General features: G+C 75.1%; 12 protein-coding genes. 9 read left to right on the top strand and 3 right to left on the bottom strand.

All coding sequences use genetic code 11. The features are described from left to right. Window positions 1-15: 15 nt before the first annotated feature. The 3 genes from Q6350_RS11165 to Q6350_RS11155 all read right to left on the bottom strand — a co-directional run bounded on the left by Q6350_RS11165 (window position 16) and on the right by Q6350_RS11155 (window position 6,114). Window positions 16-2,859 (bottom strand): AAA family ATPase, encoded by a 2,844-nt coding sequence (locus Q6350_RS11165; protein ID WP_304604306.1) that lies wholly within the window; start codon window positions 2,857-2,859, stop codon window positions 16-18. Window positions 2,860-2,893: 34 nt separating this feature from the next. Next, window positions 2,894-3,100: a hypothetical protein gene (locus Q6350_RS11160; protein ID WP_304606965.1), complete on the bottom strand. Its 207-nt coding sequence runs from the start codon at window positions 3,098-3,100 to the stop codon at window positions 2,894-2,896. Between the two features lie 167 nt (window positions 3,101-3,267). Further along, complete coding sequence (locus tag Q6350_RS11155; protein ID WP_305066191.1) at window positions 3,268-6,114, bottom strand: LuxR family transcriptional regulator; 2,847 nt, start codon at window positions 6,112-6,114, stop codon at window positions 3,268-3,270. 246 nt (window positions 6,115-6,360) lie between these two features. Here Q6350_RS11155 and hrcA point away from each other — a divergent pair, with 246 nt between their 5' ends. From hrcA to Q6350_RS11110, 9 genes are read left to right on the top strand one after another with little or no spacing between them, the layout of a single operon-like run. Then, a complete protein-coding gene (gene hrcA, locus Q6350_RS11150; RefSeq protein WP_304606967.1) occupies window positions 6,361-7,401 on the top strand; it encodes a heat-inducible transcriptional repressor HrcA in 1,041 nt (346 codons plus the stop codon). A gap of 49 nt (window positions 7,402-7,450) precedes the next feature. Continuing rightward, window positions 7,451-8,572, top strand: coding sequence for a molecular chaperone DnaJ (gene dnaJ / locus Q6350_RS11145; protein WP_304604302.1), 1,122 nt, complete (start codon window positions 7,451-7,453; stop codon window positions 8,570-8,572). 10 nt (window positions 8,573-8,582) lie between these two features. After that, window positions 8,583-9,359, top strand: coding sequence for a 16S rRNA (uracil(1498)-N(3))-methyltransferase (locus tag Q6350_RS11140; protein WP_304604301.1), 777 nt, complete (start codon window positions 8,583-8,585; stop codon window positions 9,357-9,359). Window positions 9,360-9,368: 9 nt separating this feature from the next. Continuing rightward, window positions 9,369-9,722, top strand: a complete 354-nt coding sequence (locus Q6350_RS11135; protein WP_171247949.1) for a histidine triad nucleotide-binding protein — start codon at window positions 9,369-9,371, stop codon at window positions 9,720-9,722. A 2-nt stretch (window positions 9,723-9,724) separates the two neighbouring features. Next, window positions 9,725-10,780 carry a PhoH family protein gene (locus tag Q6350_RS11130; protein WP_304604467.1) on the top strand — a complete coding sequence of 352 codons (1,056 nt, stop codon included), beginning with the start codon at window positions 9,725-9,727 and terminating at the stop codon, window positions 10,778-10,780. Then, the gene (ybeY, locus tag Q6350_RS11125) at window positions 10,777-11,229 is read left to right on the top strand and encodes an rRNA maturation RNase YbeY (protein WP_304604300.1); all 453 of its coding nucleotides are present in this window, start codon (window positions 10,777-10,779) and stop codon (window positions 11,227-11,229) included. The genes Q6350_RS11130 and ybeY overlap by 4 nt, the downstream gene beginning before the upstream one ends. Window positions 11,230-11,237: 8 nt before the next feature. After that, complete coding sequence (locus Q6350_RS11120; protein ID WP_304604299.1) at window positions 11,238-12,557, top strand: hemolysin family protein; 1,320 nt, start codon at window positions 11,238-11,240, stop codon at window positions 12,555-12,557. Beyond that, a complete protein-coding gene (gene era, locus Q6350_RS11115) occupies window positions 12,554-13,522 on the top strand; it encodes a GTPase Era (RefSeq protein WP_304604298.1) in 969 nt (322 codons plus the stop codon). Before Q6350_RS11120 ends, era begins: the two co-directional genes overlap by 4 nt. Window positions 13,523-13,582: 60 nt before the next feature. Then, window positions 13,583-15,163: a S9 family peptidase gene (locus Q6350_RS11110; RefSeq protein ID WP_305066190.1), complete on the top strand. Its 1,581-nt coding sequence runs from the start codon at window positions 13,583-13,585 to the stop codon at window positions 15,161-15,163. Window positions 15,164-15,252: the final 89 nt, after the last annotated feature.

The raw sequence follows: 15,252 nt of genomic DNA, 5'->3' as shown, positions 1-15,252 counted from the left end.
CGTGGTCGGGTGCGGCTACGGCCGGTGCGGGACCGGGCGGGCCGCGGTGGCCTCGCGCGCGCGGACGGCGGCCTCGGTCCGGCTCGTGACGCCGAGCTTGCGCAGGATGGCCGAGACGTGCACCGACGCCGTCTTGCGGGAGATGAACAGCCGCTCGGCGATCTGCCCGTTCGTCAGTCCCTCGGCGACCAGCTCCAGCACCTGGCGCTCCCGGTCGGTGAGACGGTCGGCCGGGTCGTGCGGTTCCCGGCGCGACGGCGACGCGGTGCCGGCCCCCGCCAGCAGCGCCGCGGCGTGCCGGGCGACGAGCCCGCACCCGATCGACTCGGCGTCCCGGACCGCCGCGCCCAGCGCGGCACGGCCGCCGGGCCGGTCCCCGGCGGCCAGGAGGCGGGCCCCCTCGCGGTACTCGGCGTAGGGCCGCAGGTGGGCCGGTGCGCCGTCGTCGGGCCCGAGAGAGGCCACCGCGGACCACGGGCCCTCGCCGAGCTCGGCCGCGAACAGGGCCGCCCAGACGCCGTGGGTCGGCCACCCGGCGCAGTCGGCGAGCGCCTCGCGGTAGGGCGTGCTGTCCACCTCCTGCCCGGCGGCCCGTGCGGCGGCCAGCGCCCGGGCCGCGATCCCGAGGATCGGCAGCAGCGACGACGCCGACCGGCGTTGCAGGGGGTCGGCCACGGCGTCCGCCACGGCGCCGAGGGCCTCGTCCACGTCCCCGCGCTCCAGGGCCAGGTCCGCCAGCGTGGTGGTGAGCAGCGAGCGCACCTGCAGCTCGATCCGGCCGTGCCGTTCCCAGGACGCCCGGTAGGTCCGGACCACGGACTCCGCCTGCTCGACCTCGCCGCGCCACAGCAGGAGCCAGGCCCACAGCTCGGTGAGGGTGACGGTGAAGACGCTGCGGCCCATGAGGGGGACGGTCCGCTCGAACCAGGCGGCCGCCTCGTCCCAGCGGCCGAGGTCGATCAAGGCCTCGATGCCGTTGCCCTCGATGCGCGACCGCATCCCGATCCCGGTGCCGCGCTCGCGCGCCCGGGTGGCGCCCTCCTCGGCGATCTCCAGCGCCCGGTGCGCCCTGCCGACGCGCAGGGTGGCCTCGGAGGCGTTGACGAAGTGCTTCATCAGCGCGTCCCAGTCGTCGCCGGCGAGCTCACGGTCGAGGGCGAAGTCCTCGAGCCCGTCCAGGTCGCCGGTGACCACGCGGCTGACCGCCCGGATGTTGTAGCAGCGCGCCTGCAGCCTGCGGTCCCCGGCCTCCTCGGCGGCGGCCAGACCCTGGTTGGCGAGCTCGATGGCCCGCTCCTCGTGCCCTTCCATCATCGCGCCCCGGGCGGACTCGGTGAGCAGGGCGGCGCGCCCGGCGACGTCGTCGTCCGGGATCTCCTCCAGGGCGTGGTCGAGCAGGCGCCGGCCCTCGTCGGACCCGGTGACCTCGGCGGCCGTCGACAGCGTCACGTAGGCGGAGACGCGGCCGGCCGGGTCGTCGGGCGGCCACTCGGCGAGGGCCTGGCGGGCGAGCGCGAGCGCACGCTCGGCCTGGGACCCGACGTGCAGGGCCCAGGCCACCCGTCGCATGAGCTCGGCGTGGGTGGTGCCCGTGACCCCCTCGGGGTCCGCGACCAGGTCCCACAGCTCGAGCGCCCGCTCGCCCAGGGCGACGGCCGTGGACGTCGCCGCGTACTCGCCGGCCGCGGCCTGGCCCGCCACGCACGCGGCGAGCGCCCGGTCCGGCACGCGGGCACGCCACCAGTGGTCCGCGATCTCCGCGAGGCGGGCGATGGTGGCCGGCCGGGTCTCCAGGGCGCGGGCGTAGGCGGTGTGCAGGCGTCGGCTCTCGCTGGGCAGCAGCTCGGTGGCCACGGCCTCCTGCATGAGGGCGTGCCGGAACCGGTAGCCGTCGGCGTCGACGACGAGGACCCCGGCCTCGACGGCCTCGCGGGCGGCGGGCTCGGTCTCCCGGACGGCCTCGTCGCCGAGCGCCGCGGCGAGCAGCTCGTGCCCGACGCTCTGCCCGGCGGCGGCCACGGTGCGGCAGAACTCCTGCGCCTGGCGGCCGAGGCGTGAGTACCGCAGGAGCATCAGGTCGCGCACCGAGTCCGGCAGGGTGACGCCGACCCCGGTGGCGAGCTCCTCGACGTAGAACGGCACACCCTGGCTGCGGTCGACGACCTCCTCGAGGTCGACGGCTCCGGCGTCGAGGTGCGCCCGGAACAGGGCGACGACGTCGTGGGCGGCGAGCCGCGGGACCTCGATCCGGGTGGCGAGCCGGGCCCGCTCGATCTCCGCGAGCAGGGTCCGCAGGGGGTGGGTCCGTCCGACGTCGTCGCTGCGGTACGTGACCACCACCAGCAGCCGGCGGCCCGGGGCGGTGCGCGCGAGGCGGGCCAGGCAGCCGCGGGTGGCGTCGTCGGACCAGTGCAGGTCCTCGATCACGACCACGACGGGCCGTCGCCCGGCGAGCGTGGTGAGCAGTGCGGCGAAGGCCTCCGGGAGGCGTCCGGCCTCCCCGTCCGCCCGGACCTCGACCAGCTCGGGGAGCACGACGCCGAGGGCGTCCGCCGCCGGTCCGGCGGCCTCCAGCGTGGCCTCGGCCCCCAGCGCGGCGACGGCGTCCCGCAGCAGACCCGCGAGCCCGGCGTAGGGCACGGGACCGGCGCCGGAGTCGGCGCACTGGCCCCGCAGGACGAAGGCCGGGTCGGCAGCGGACCCGTCGAGGAGCTCCTCGACGAGGCGCGTCTTGCCGATCCCGGCCTCGCCACCCACGATCACGCACTGGCCGTCGCCGTGCGCGGCCTCGTCGAGGAGGCCACGCAACGTCGCGAGCTCGCTCTCGCGGCCGATCAGCGGGACCCGGCTGACCCTCATGAAGTCATGCTGCCAGCCCCCGGGGCGGTACGCCTCAGGCTGCGCGGACCGCACGGGCCCGAGCCATGCGCAGGCGGTCGAGGGCCACCAGCACGCGGGGGCGCGGGGCCGTGGCGGGGTGCCGGCGGTGCGCCGGTGCCGTCCGCTCGCCGCGCTCGGCCGCCTGACGGCGGTGCTCGGCCTCGCGGACGACCTCGGCCTCCTGGAGGCGGTACATCTGGTGGAACTGCTCCGGGGACATGGTGACCCTCCTTGGTCGGCGGGCCGGGGTGGCTCGCGATGACTCCAGGTTCGGTCCCTGAGGTAGGGGTGTGGATCGGGCATCCGTCCGGTCTTCGCCGGCGCGTCGCTCGGCAGGCCTGAGGTACCCCCGGCCCGGGGCGGCGCCCGTCTGAGGTACCCGGAGGGTCAGGCGGGGTGCGCCGTGGACCGGGCCACGACGGCGGCCTCGGTGCGGCTCGTGACACCGAGCTTGCGCAGGATCGCCGAGACGTGCACCGACGCCGTCTTGCGGGAGATGAACAGCCGCTCGGCGATCTGCCCGTTCGTCAGTCCCTCGGCGACCAGCTCCAGCACCTGGCGCTCCCGGTCGGTGAGCGGGTCGGCGCCGGCCTCGGCCGGCCGGCGCCGGGTCGGTGCCGCGAGTCCCGCGTCGTGCAGCAGCGAGGTCGCCCGGGCCAGCAGGGAGCCGGCACCGACGTCGCGCGCGGCCTCCGCGGCGTCACCGAGCAGCTCGCGCGCGGGAGCCTTGTCGCCCGCCGCGAGCCGGTGCTCGCCCTCGCGCACGAGGGCGTAGGGGCGCAGGTGTGCCGGGGCGCCGTCGTCGGGACCGAACGCGCTGACCTCGGGCCACGGGGCCCGGCCCAGCTCGGCGGCGAACACCGTCGCCCACAACCGGTGGGTCGGCCAGAAGGCGGCGGCGGCCAGGGCCTCCTCGTACGGTCCGACGTCGACCGCCCGGCCGGCGGCGCGGGCCCGGGCGAGCACCCGGGCGGCGACCGCCAGCACCGTCAGGGCGTACGCCCCGGACAGCCGACCGGGGTCGGCGGCGTGCCGGACCAGGTCGAGCGCGTCGTCGACGTCGTCGCGCGCGAGGGCCAGCTCGGCCAGCGTGGCCGGGGCCCGACCCCGGACCTGCATCTCCACCTCGGCGAACCGCAGCCACACGGCCCGGTGGCGTCGCCCCATCGCCTGGGCGGTCTCGACGTCCCCGCGCCACAGCGTGAGCCACGTCCATCGTTCGGCGAGGTAGACGGCCCAGGCGCTCGGCGAGACCTCGTTCGTGGCCCGCCGGTACCAGGCGTCGGCCTCCTCCCAGCGGCCGAGCCCGATGAGGGCCTCGGCGACGTTGCCCTCCAGCATCGCGCGGCTGCTCCAGCCGGATCCCCCGGCGCGGCCGACCTCGGCACCGGCGGAGGCGGTCCGCAGCGCCTCGGCGAACCGGCCGAGCCGGAGCTGGTGGTCGGAGAGGTTGGTGAAGTAGTGGGCCCGCCCGGCCCAGTCGTCCCCGGAGAGGCGGCGGGACTCCTCGAGCTCGTCGAGGCCGCCCGGGTCGCCCGCGCTCAGCCGGGCGAGACCGCTGGTGTTCAGCAGCAGCGCGGCGGTGGAGCGGTCGCCCGCGGCCGTCGCGGCCTCGTAGCCGCGCCCGGCGGCCGCGACCGCCTCCTGGAAGCGGCCGGCGAGCATCTTGGCGCGGGCGTCCAGGCGCAGCAGCCCGGCGAGCGTCCCGAGGTCGTCCTGCGGTGCCGCCGCGAGCGCCTCCCGGGTCCGGTCCAGGCCCGCGACGTCGCCCGCGCGCAGCTGCTGCACCGCCACGAGCCCGAGGGTGCGGGCCCGGCCCGCGGGGTCGTCGGCGGGCCACTCGTCCAACGCCTGACGCGCCAGCGCCAGGGCCCGGTCGACGTGGGTCGCGACGGTCTCGGCCTCGGCGACCCGCACGAGCAGGTCGTGGTGCGTGGTCCCGGTGACGTCCGCCGCGTCCGGCACGGTGTCCCACAGCTCGAGAGCCCGTTCCCCGAGCCGGACGGCAGCCGCCGGGGCGACGTCGTTCGCGGCGGCGTCCAGGCCGGTCACGGCGGCGGCCAGGGCGCGGTCCGGCACACGGGCGTGCCACCAGTGGTCGGCCTGCTCGACCAGCCGCGGCACGGTGGCCGGACCGGTGGCCAGCGCCTCGGCGTAGGCCGCGTGCAGCCGCCGCCGCTCGGTGGGCAGCAGCTCCGCCTCGACGGCCTCCTGCATCAGGGCGTGACGGAACCCGTAGCCGTCGGGGTCGGCCTGCAGGACCAGGGCGTCGACGGCCTCGCGCGCAGCGGGTTCGGCCCGCTCGAGCGCCTCGTCGCCCAGGACGGCGGCCAGCACGTCACGGCCGGCGCGGACCCCGCCGGCGGCGACCACCCGGCAGAACGCCTGCGCCGCCTCCGACAGGCCCGCGTAGCGCAGCAGCAGGACGTCACGCAGCGAGACGGGGATGTCACCGTCGTAGCAGCAGGCGAGCTCCTCGACGTAGAAGGGCACGCCCTCGGCACGCTCGACCAGCTCGCCCAGGCCCCCGGCGCCGGTCCGGTCCGCGCCGGCCGGTGCGTCGGGGAGCACGGCGCGTGCGAGCTCGACGACCTCCGGGTCGGCGAGGCGCGGCACCTCGACCCGTTCGGCGAGCCGAGCCCGGTCGAGCTCGGCCAGGGTGGTGCGCAGCGGGTGGCGCCGGCCGACGTCGTCGCTGCGGTAGGTGACCAGCACGAGCAGGTGGGTGGACGGGGCGGCGCGGGCGAGCCGCGCGACGGTGGTCCGCGTGACGTCGTCGGACCAGTGCAGGTCCTCGACGACGACCACGACCGTCCGGCGGGCGCAGACCGTCGTCAGCAGGTCGGTGAGCACCTCCGGTACGCGGCCGCCGTCGACGCCGGGCCGCACGGTCACCAGCCGGGGCAGGATCACGCCGAGGGCGTCCGCCGCGGGGCCGGCGGCGTCCAGCACCGCCTCCTCACCGAGCGCGCCGACCAGGTCCCGCAGCACGCCGTCGAGCCCGGCGTAGGGCACGGGGCCCGCGCCGGAGTCGGCGCACTGGCCCCGGGCCACGAGGGTCGTGCCGGTGTCGACGCCGTCGAGGAGCTCCTCGACGAGGCGCGTCTTGCCGATCCCGGCCTCACCGGCCACGACGAGGCATCGCCCCGCGCCGTGCGTGGCACCGTCGAGGGCGTCGCGCAGCGCGGCGAGCTCGGGCCGGCGCCCGACCAGGGGGACCTGGCTGACCCTCATGGGGACATGCTGCCAGCCTGCGGGACGGCACGCCTCGGGCGGGACGGACCGCCCCGGTCCGGCGGTGCCGCGGGCGGACGAGCGTCGACAGCACACGGGGACGGGGCCCGGCGACGGGGGCGGGCATGACGTACCTCACCGGTGACGGGCGGGTGACGCCGGACCGTCGCACGAACCGCGTAAGATGGCACTCAGCCCTGGAGAGTGCTAAACCCCCCGGGGCGCCGAGCGAGGGGAGGTCGAGAAGTGAGCGAGGAACGTCGGCTCGAGGTGCTGCGCGCCATCGTCGAGGACTACGTCACCACGCGCGAACCCGTCGGGTCGCGCATGCTCACCGAGCGTCACCGTCTCGGTGTCTCCCCGGCCACGATCCGCAACGACATGGCCGCGCTGGAGGACGCCGGGTACATCGCCCAGCCGCACACGTCGGCCGGCCGGGTGCCCACGGACGCCGGGTACCGGGTGTTCGTCGACCGGCTCGCCGAGGTCCGGCCCCTCAACGTCCCCCAGAAGCGGGCCATCGAGGCCTTCCTGTCCGAGGCGATCGACCTCGACGACGTCCTGACGCGCGCGGGGCGGCTCATCGCCCAGCTCACCGGGCAGGTCGCCGTCGTGCAGTACCCGTCGCTGCGGCGGTCCGGGCTGCGCCACCTCGAGCTCGTGCCCGTGGCGGACTCCCGGATCCTCGTCGTGGTCATCACCGACACCGGCCGCGTCGAGCAGCGCTACTGCGAGCTGCCGGTGCGACCGGACGGGACGGATGCCGGCACGGACCTCGACGAGGGCACCATCGGCGAGCTGCGGGCCCGGTTCAACGCGGCCGCCGCCGGCAAGCGCCTCGCCGACCTCACCGGCGTGTTCGCCGGCGTGGTCGAGTCCGTGGGCCCGCGCCTCAGCGGCGTGGCCCAGGCAGTGGCGGACCTCGTCGTCGAGACGCTCGGGGAGGAGAACGAGGAGCGGATCGTGCTGGCCGGCACGGCCAACCTGGCCCGGTCCGGCGCCACGTTCGAGCAGGGGCTGAGCCCCGTCCTCGAGGCGCTCGAGGAGCAGGTGGTGCTGCTCGGGCTCCTCACCGAGATGGCGACCGACGGGGTCGGGGTGCGGATCGGGCACGAGAACCGGCTCGACGGTCTCACCGAGACCTCCGTCGTCGCCTCCGGTTACGGTAGCGACGGCGACACCGTCGCCTCCCTCGGGTCCATCGGCCCCACCCGCATGGACTACCCGGGCACCATCGCCTCGGTCCGCGCCGTGGCACGCTACCTGTCCCGCGTGCTGCCGAACTGACCACCGGTATCCCTGACCAGACTTTCTCCACGTCACCGAAGAGAGACCTGTGACCGACTACTACGAGATCCTCGGCGTCGAGCGTGACGCCACTCCCGAGCAGATCAAGAAGGCCTATCGCCGCATGGCGCGCGAGCTCCACCCCGACGTCGCGGGTGCCGAGGGCGAGGAGAGGTTCAAGGACGTCGCCCGGGCCTACGAGGTGCTGTCGAACCGCGAGAAGCGCGAGCAGTACGACCTGGGCGTCGACCCGAGCGCACCCGGCGGCGGCGCCGGAGCCGGCTTCGGCCAGGGCTTCGGCTTCCAGGACATCTTCGAGACGTTCTTCGGCGGCGGTCAGGCCAGCGGTCCCGTGCCGCGGGCCCGGCGCGGCCAGGACGCGCTGGTGCGCATGGACATCGACCTCTCCGAGGCCACGTTCGGCGGCAAGCGCGAGCTGCAGGTCGACACCGCCGTGGTGTGCGGCACCTGCGGCGGCAACGGGTGCCGGCCCGGGACCGACGTGCGGACCTGCGAGGTCTGCCACGGCCAGGGCAACGTCCAGCGCGTGGCCCGGTCGTTCCTCGGCCAGGTCATGACGACGGCGCCCTGCGCGGCCTGCCAGGGCTTCGGCACGATCATCCCCGAGCCCTGCGCGGAGTGCTCCGGCGAGGGCCGGGTGCGCTCGCGTCGCTCGCTGACGGTCAACGTCCCCGCGGGCGTGGACACCGGGACCCGGATCAAGCTCGCCGCCCAGGGCGAGGTCGGGCCGGGCGGTGGTCCGGCGGGCGACCTGTACGTCGAGATCCGGGAGAAGGCCCACGACACGTTCGTGCGCCGCGGCGACGACCTGCACTGCACCCTGCCGGTGCCGATGACCGCGGCCGCGCTGGGCACCGTGCTCGAGCTGTCCACCCTCGACGGCCAGCAGGAGATCGACCTGCGTCCGGGCATCCAGCCCGGCGAGATCGTCACCCTCAAGGGCCTCGGCGTGGGGCACCTGCACGGCAACGGTCGCGGCGACCTCAACGTCCACGTCGAGGTCCAGGTGCCGACCTCCCTCGACGAGGAGCAGACCGAGCTGCTGCGCCGGCTGGCGAACCTGCGCGGCGAGGAACGCCCCGACCCGCGGCTGGCCGCGGCCCACCCGGGCGTGTTCTCGCGGCTGCGGGACAAGTTCGCCGGGCGCTAGGCGCGACGTCGTGAGCGCACCGGTCTTCGTCGACCACGGCGTGCCGGCCTCCCTGGCCCCGGGGGCGACCTACGTCCTCGGCGGGGCGGAGGGGCGGCACGCCGGCGTCGTCCAGCGACGGCGCGCCGGTGAGCGGGTCGACGTCGTCGACGGCGCGGGCACCCGCGTGCTCGGCGTCGTCGAGACGGTCGACGGCGGCGAGGTCGCCCTGCGCGTCGAGGACGTGCGGCACGAACCGGCGCCGGCCGTGCGCCTGACCCTCGTGCAGGCGCTGGCCAAGGGCGACCGCGACCACCAGGCGGTCGAGGCCGCGGTCGAGGTCGGGGTCGACGCCGTCGTGCCCTGGCAGGCCGACCGGTCCGTCGTCGTCTGGCGCGGACCGCGGGCCGAGAAGGCGCGCGCCAAGTGGGCCGCCACCGTGCTCGCGGCGGTCAAGCAGTCCCGCCGCGCGTGGCTGCCGCCGGTGGAGGAGCACGTCACCACGCGGACGCTGGCCGCCCGGGTGCGCGACGTCGTCGCCGCGGGCGGTGCCGTCGTCGTCCTGCACGAGGAGGCCACGACACCGCTCGCCGACGTCGCGCTCCCGGAGCCGGCTCTCGGCGCGGACGCGCCTCCCGAGCTGGCGCTCGTCGTCGGCCCCGAGGGCGGGATCTCCACGGAGGAGGTCAGCGCGCTCACCGACGCCGGCGCCGTGACGGCACGGCTCGGCCCGCACGTGCTGCGTACCTCCACGGCGGGTCCCGTGGCCGTGGCGCTCCTGAGCGACCGGCTGGGCCGCTGGCGGTAGCGTGGACGCATGACGACGGAGACCGAGGCGGACTGCCTCTTCTGCAAGATCGTCGCCGGCCTGCAGCCGGCCGACGTCGTGGCCGACACCGAGCGGGTCCTGGCGTTCCGGGACATCGACCCGCAGGCGCCGGTGCACGTGCTCGTCGTGCCCAAGGAGCACCACGGCGACGTGTCCGTCCTGGCCGCCGCCGACCCGGAGCTGCTCGCCGAGGTCGTCGCCGTCGCCGACGAGATCGCGCACGACCTCGCCGACGGCCAGTACCGGTTCATCTTCAACTCCGGCCCGCGTGCGGGCCAGAGCGTCTTCCACGTGCACGGCCACGTCCTGGCCGGCACCCAGCTGGGATGGAGTCCCGCCTGAGCATGACGTCCCCCGCCTCCGACCGCTCCCTGACCGACCACCCGCGGCACGCCACCGAGCATCGCGTCGTCGTCCCCCCGCACGTGCCGATGGTGGCGCTGCTCGGCAGCGGCGACTCCGTCCTGCGAGCGATCGAGGACGGGTTCCCCGGGGTGGACGTGCACGCCCGCGGCAACGAGATCTCCGTGCACGGCCCGGCCGGCGACGTCGCCCTGGTGGCACGGCTGCTCGACGAGCTGGTCGAGGTCGTCGAGGCCGGCACCCCGCTCACCCCCGAGGTGGTCTCCCGCTCGGTGTCGATGCTGACCTCCGCCGCCGCCCAGCGGCCCGCCGAGGTGCTCACCCACGACATCCTCTCCGGGCGCGGCCGCACGATCCGCCCAAAGACCGTCGGCCAGAAGCGCTACGTCGAGGCCATCGCGGCCAACACGATCACCTTCGGCATCGGCCCGGCGGGCACCGGCAAGACCTACCTGGCGATGGCGAAGGCCGTGCAGGCCCTGCAGGCCAAGCAGGTCAACCGCATCATCCTCACGCGTCCCGCCGTCGAGGCGGGGGAGAAGCTCGGCTACCTGCCCGGCTCGCTCAGCGACAAGATCGACCCGTACCTGCGCCCGCTCTACGACGCGCTGCACGACATGGTCGACCCCGACTCCATCCCGCGGCTGGTGGAGTCCGGCACCATCGAGGTCGCTCCGCTGGCCTATATGCGCGGCCGTTCGTTGAACGACTCGTTCATCATCCTGGACGAGGCGCAGAACACCTCCGCCGAGCAGATGAAGATGTTCCTCACCCGGCTCGGGTTCGGCTCGACGATGGTGATCACCGGCGACGCCACCCAGGTCGACCTGCCCGGCGGGACGACGTCGGGCCTGCGGGTGGTCGAGGACATCCTCACCGGGGTCGACGACGTCGAGTTCTGCCGGCTGAGCAGCACCGACGTCGTCCGGCACCGCCTCGTGAGCGACATCGTCGACGCCTACGCCCGCTGGGACAGCACCCGCCCGGCCGACGACCGCCGACGGCCCGGACGCCACGACCGAGGAGGACGCCGGTGAGCATCGAGGTCAACAACGAGTCCGGCGTCGAGGTCGACGAGGCCGAGTTCGCCGCCCTGGCCCGGTTCGCGCTCGACGAGCTGCACGTCCACCCCGCGGCCGAGCTGTCGATCGTGTTCGTCGACACCGCCGCCATGACCGACCTGCACGTGCAGTGGATGGACGAGCCCGGTCCCACCGACGTGCTGTCCTTCCCCATGGACGAGCTGCGCCCCGGCCGCGAGGGCGAGGAGACCCCGCCCGGCACGCTCGGGGACATCGTGCTGTGCCCCGAGGTGGCCGCCACCCAGGCCCGCGCCGCCGGGCACTCCACGGTCGAGGAGATGCTGCTGCTCACCACGCACGGGATCCTGCACCTGCTCGGCTACGACCATGCCGACCCTGACGAGGAACGAGAGATGTTCGCCCTGCAACGACGGCTCCTGCTGACCTTCCTGGCCGGGCGGTGAGCGGCGCGGTGGACGCTCCCGACCTCGTGCTGTGGGCCGCGCTCGTCGCGGCACTGGGCCTGTCCGCGTTGCTCAGCGCCGGCGAGGCCGCCGTCGAACGGGTCACCAAGGTCTCCCTGGCCCTCGCCCTCGAGGAGCCCGGACCGGACGGCGGGACGCCGGCCCGACGCCGACGGCGCAACATCCGCCGGGCGCAGGCGCTCGCGGCCGACTCCCGTGCCGCCGGGTCGTTCGCCCTGGTCCGGGTGCTGGCCGAGACGGTGTCCGTGGCGTCGGCGACGTTGCTGCTGGCCCACTGGTTCGACCGGTGGTGGGAGGTGCTGCTCGCCGCCGCCGTCGTCGGGGTCCTCGCGGGGATCCTCGTGGTGCGGCTCAGCCCGCGCACGTGGGCCCACCACCGCCCCACCACGGCGCTGGTCATGCTCGCCGGCCCCCTGTCCGTCGTGCACCGGGCCGTGGCCTGGGTGCCGCGACGGGACCGGGCCGCCGACGTCGCCGTGCCCGAGACCGACGAGCTGCAGGACATGGCCGACCGGGTCCGCGAGAACGAGGCGATCGAGGAGCCGGAGCGGGAGCTGCTGCGCTCGGCCCTCCAGCTCGGCGACACCCTCGCCCGCGAGGTGATGGTGCCGCGCACCGACATGGTCACCGCCGGCGCCGACACCTCGCTGCAGAAGGCCATGCGGTTGTTCCTGCGCTCGGGCTTCTCGCGGATCCCGGTCGTCGGCCGCACCGTCGACGACCTGCTCGGCGTGGTCTACCTCAAGGACGTGGCGCGGCGGCTCGAGAACGACGCCGGGGCGGCGGACTGGCCTGTCCGGGACGTAGCACGCGAGGCGGTGTTCGTGCCGGAGTCCAAGCCGGCCGACGACCTGCTGCGCGAGATGCAGGCCCGGCGTTCCCACATCGCGATCGTCGTCGACGAGTACGGCGGGGTGGCCGGGCTGGTCACCGTCGAGGACATCATCGAGGAGCTCGTCGGGGAGCTGACCGACGAGCACGACACCGTCGCCGAGCCCGAGCCGGAGGACCTCGGCGACGGGCTCTGGCGGGTGCCCGCCCGGATGCCCGTGGACGAGCTCGGCGAGCTGTTCGACCTGCGCCTGGACGACGACGACGTCGACACCGCCGGTGGTCTGCTCGCCAAGGCGCTCGGCAAGGTGCCGCTGGCCGGGTCCTCCGCCGACGCCGGGGCGCTGCGGCTCGAGGCCGAGCACGTCGAGGGTCGCCGCAAGAAGCTCGCCAGTCTCCTGGTGCGACGGATCGCACTCCCCGCGGTGGACGAGGACGACGACGTCGTGCCGCACGACCAGAAGGACGCCGTATGACCCACGAGAACCCGCACCGCTCCGGCTTCGCCTGCCTGGTGGGGCGCCCCAACGTCGGCAAGTCGACGCTGACCAACGCGCTGGTGGGGGAGAAGGTCGCGATCATGTCCGCCCGGCCGCAGACGACCCGGCACACCATCCGCGGGATCGTCCAGCGCGAGGACGCCCAGATGGTGCTGGTGGACACCCCGGGCCTGCACCGGCCCCGCACGCTGCTCGGCGAACGGCTCAACACGCTCGTGCTGGACACGCTCAGCGAGGTCGACGTGGTCGCGTTCTGCCTGCCCGCGGACCAGAAGATCGGACCGGGTGACCGCTACATCGCCAACCAGCTCGCCCCGCTGATGGAGGGCCGCCGGTCGGCGGTCCCGGTCGTGGCCGTGGTGACCAAGGCCGACCTCGTCGGCCGGGGCCAGCTGGCCGAGCACCTGCTGGCGGTGGACCAGCTCGCGCGGTCGATCGACCGCGACTGGTCGGCGATCGTGCCCGTCTCCGCCAAGGGCGGCTACCAGGTCGAGGAGCTCACCGAGGTTCTCGTGGCGCACCTGCCCGAGGGGCCCGACCTCTACCCCGGGGGTGAGCTCACCGACGAGCCCGAGGAGACGATGATCGCCGAGCTCGTGCGCGAGGCGGCCCTGGAGGGCATCCGGGACGAGCTGCCCCACTCGCTGGCCGTCGTCGTCGAGGAGATCGTGCCGCGGGAGGGCACCGGGCAGGACGAGGGCACGGACGGCGCCGCCGGTATTGCCCCGCTGCTGGACGTGCGCGTCAACCTGTTCGTCGAGCGCGAGAGCCAGAAGGGCATCATCATCGGCCGGGGCGGGTCCCGGCTGCGCGAGGTCGGGTCCCAGGCACGGGAGGGGATCGAGAAGCTGCTCGGCGCGCGGATCTACCTCGACCTGCACGTGAAGGTGGCCAAGGACTGGCAGCGCGACCCCAAGCAGCTGCAGCGGATGGGGTTCTGAGAGCGCCGTACCGGTGCGTCCCGGCGGCCCCGCACAGGGTCGCCGAGTAGCATCCGAGAGGTGGTCTTCCGGACGTTCGCGGCCAGCCTGGCCCTGCTGGTCGGGCTGGCCGTCGTGGGATCCCTCGCCGGGCCGCAGTGGCACCCGGTCCCGGTGCGGGACCACATCGTGCCGACCCGCGTGGACACCACGATCGAGAGCAACGACCCCGTGTCTCTCGCCGACGCCGGACAGGTCGGGGACCACGAGGTGCGCAGCACGGTTGTCCCGGTCGACCTCGGCGACACCACGGTCGAGGGCCTCCTGCGCCGCCCCGTCGACGAGGACGGCACGCTGCTCCAGGACCGCCCGGGTGTCGTGTTCGTGCACGGTGCCGGGACGGGCCGGGCGCAGGAGGCGTTCGTCCGGACCGCCCGGATGCTGGCCAGCGCCGGGATCGTGACCCTCGTGCCCGACAAACGCCTGGACACGTACTCCACCCGCGAGCGCGACTACGAGGCCATGGCCGAGGACTACCTGCGGTCGGTGGACCTGCTGCGTACCGTCGAGGGCGTCGACCCGGCGCGCGTGGGCGCCTACGGCGAGTCGGAGGGGACCTGGATCGTCCCGGTCATGCAGGTCGACGACCCCACGCTCGCCTTCACCGTCCTGGTCTCCGCGCCGGTGGTGCCCCCGCGCGAGCAGGCGGCGTTCGCCGTCGACAACTACCTGCGCAACACGGGGGTGCCCGGGCAGGTGTTCCGGGCGATCCCGCGCGCGGTCGGGATGCAGCTGCCGGGCGGCGGCTTCGACTACGCGGACTTCGACGTGCGCCCGTGGCTGGAGCAGCAGACCGCGCCGATCCTCGTCGTCTACGGCACCGCCGACCCGTCGATGCCCATCGAGCAGGGGGTCCGGCTGATCCTGGCCGACACCGGCGTGGGCACCGACGCGCCCGTGACGGTGCGGTACTATGCCGGGGCCGACCACGGCATCCGCCTGCGCGGCGAGCAGTCGACGGACGGAGCCGGGTCGCCGCTGCACCCCGACTTCCCGCGGGACCTCGCCGCCTGGATCCAGGGGCTGCCGGGGACCGCCGACGCCGCGCCCCGGGTCGCCGGCGACTCCCCGGAACAGCTCTACCTGGCGGCGCCGGTGCCGCGGCCGCAGTGGTGGGGCAACGGTGACGTCGTCGTCGCCGTGGTCGTGGCCGGGACCGGCCTGGTGGTGCTGGCCCTGGTGGCCTGGGGCGTCGCGGCGCTGGCCCACCGACTCCTGCACCGGCCGGCGCCGCACGGCGGCCGCTTCGCGCCCGGGGTGGGGCCGCCGCTGGTCGTGCTCGGGGTGGTGTCCGTCGCCACGGTCGTGGGTCTGGCGCTCTACCTGGCCGCGGTCGCCCGCCTCGCTGTGGACTACGAACGTGACGCCCTCGTGGTCCAGGGCGGCTGGATCACCGTGCGGGTGCTCGGCGTCGTCGCGGCCGTGGCCGCCGCCGTGCTGCTGCGACGGGTCGGCGACGTGCGGGTGCACCGTCGGGCCGACCGCGACGTGGCCGTCGCACACGGGGCGGTGGCGCACGTCACGTTGTGGGCCGTGGTGCTCGGCTCCGCGTTGTTGCTGGTCACAGCTGCTTACTGGGGGGTGTACCAGCTCGGGATCTGACCGTGCCGCGCCCCGGGGAGACGGGAGGCGGTCCGGTCGGGTAGAAACGTCCAGGTCCGGTCCCGGTTCCCCGGTCCGGGTAGGCCAAT

Source organism: Isoptericola sp. b515 (assembly GCF_030588125.1).
GTDB lineage: Bacteria > Actinomycetota > Actinomycetes > Actinomycetales > Cellulomonadaceae > Isoptericola > Isoptericola sediminis.
This window is presented reverse-complemented; position numbering and strand designations above follow the sequence as displayed.

Coding starts and splice junctions, on each gene's coding strand:
- Q6350_RS11165 (WP_304604306.1), bottom strand. CDS start 2,859: ATGAGGGTCAGCCGGGTCCCGCTGATCGGCCGCGAGAGCGAGCTCGCG.
- Q6350_RS11155 (WP_305066191.1), bottom strand. CDS start 6,114: ATGAGGGTCAGCCAGGTCCCCCTGGTCGGGCGCCGGCCCGAGCTCGCC.
- Q6350_RS11130 (WP_304604467.1), top strand. CDS start 9,725: ATGACGTCCCCCGCCTCCGACCGCTCCCTGACCGACCACCCGCGGCAC.
- Q6350_RS11160 (WP_304606965.1), bottom strand. CDS start 3,100: ATGTCCCCGGAGCAGTTCCACCAGATGTACCGCCTCCAGGAGGCCGAG.
- era (WP_304604298.1), top strand. CDS start 12,554: ATGACCCACGAGAACCCGCACCGCTCCGGCTTCGCCTGCCTGGTGGGG.
- Q6350_RS11135 (WP_171247949.1), top strand. CDS start 9,369: ATGACGACGGAGACCGAGGCGGACTGCCTCTTCTGCAAGATCGTCGCC.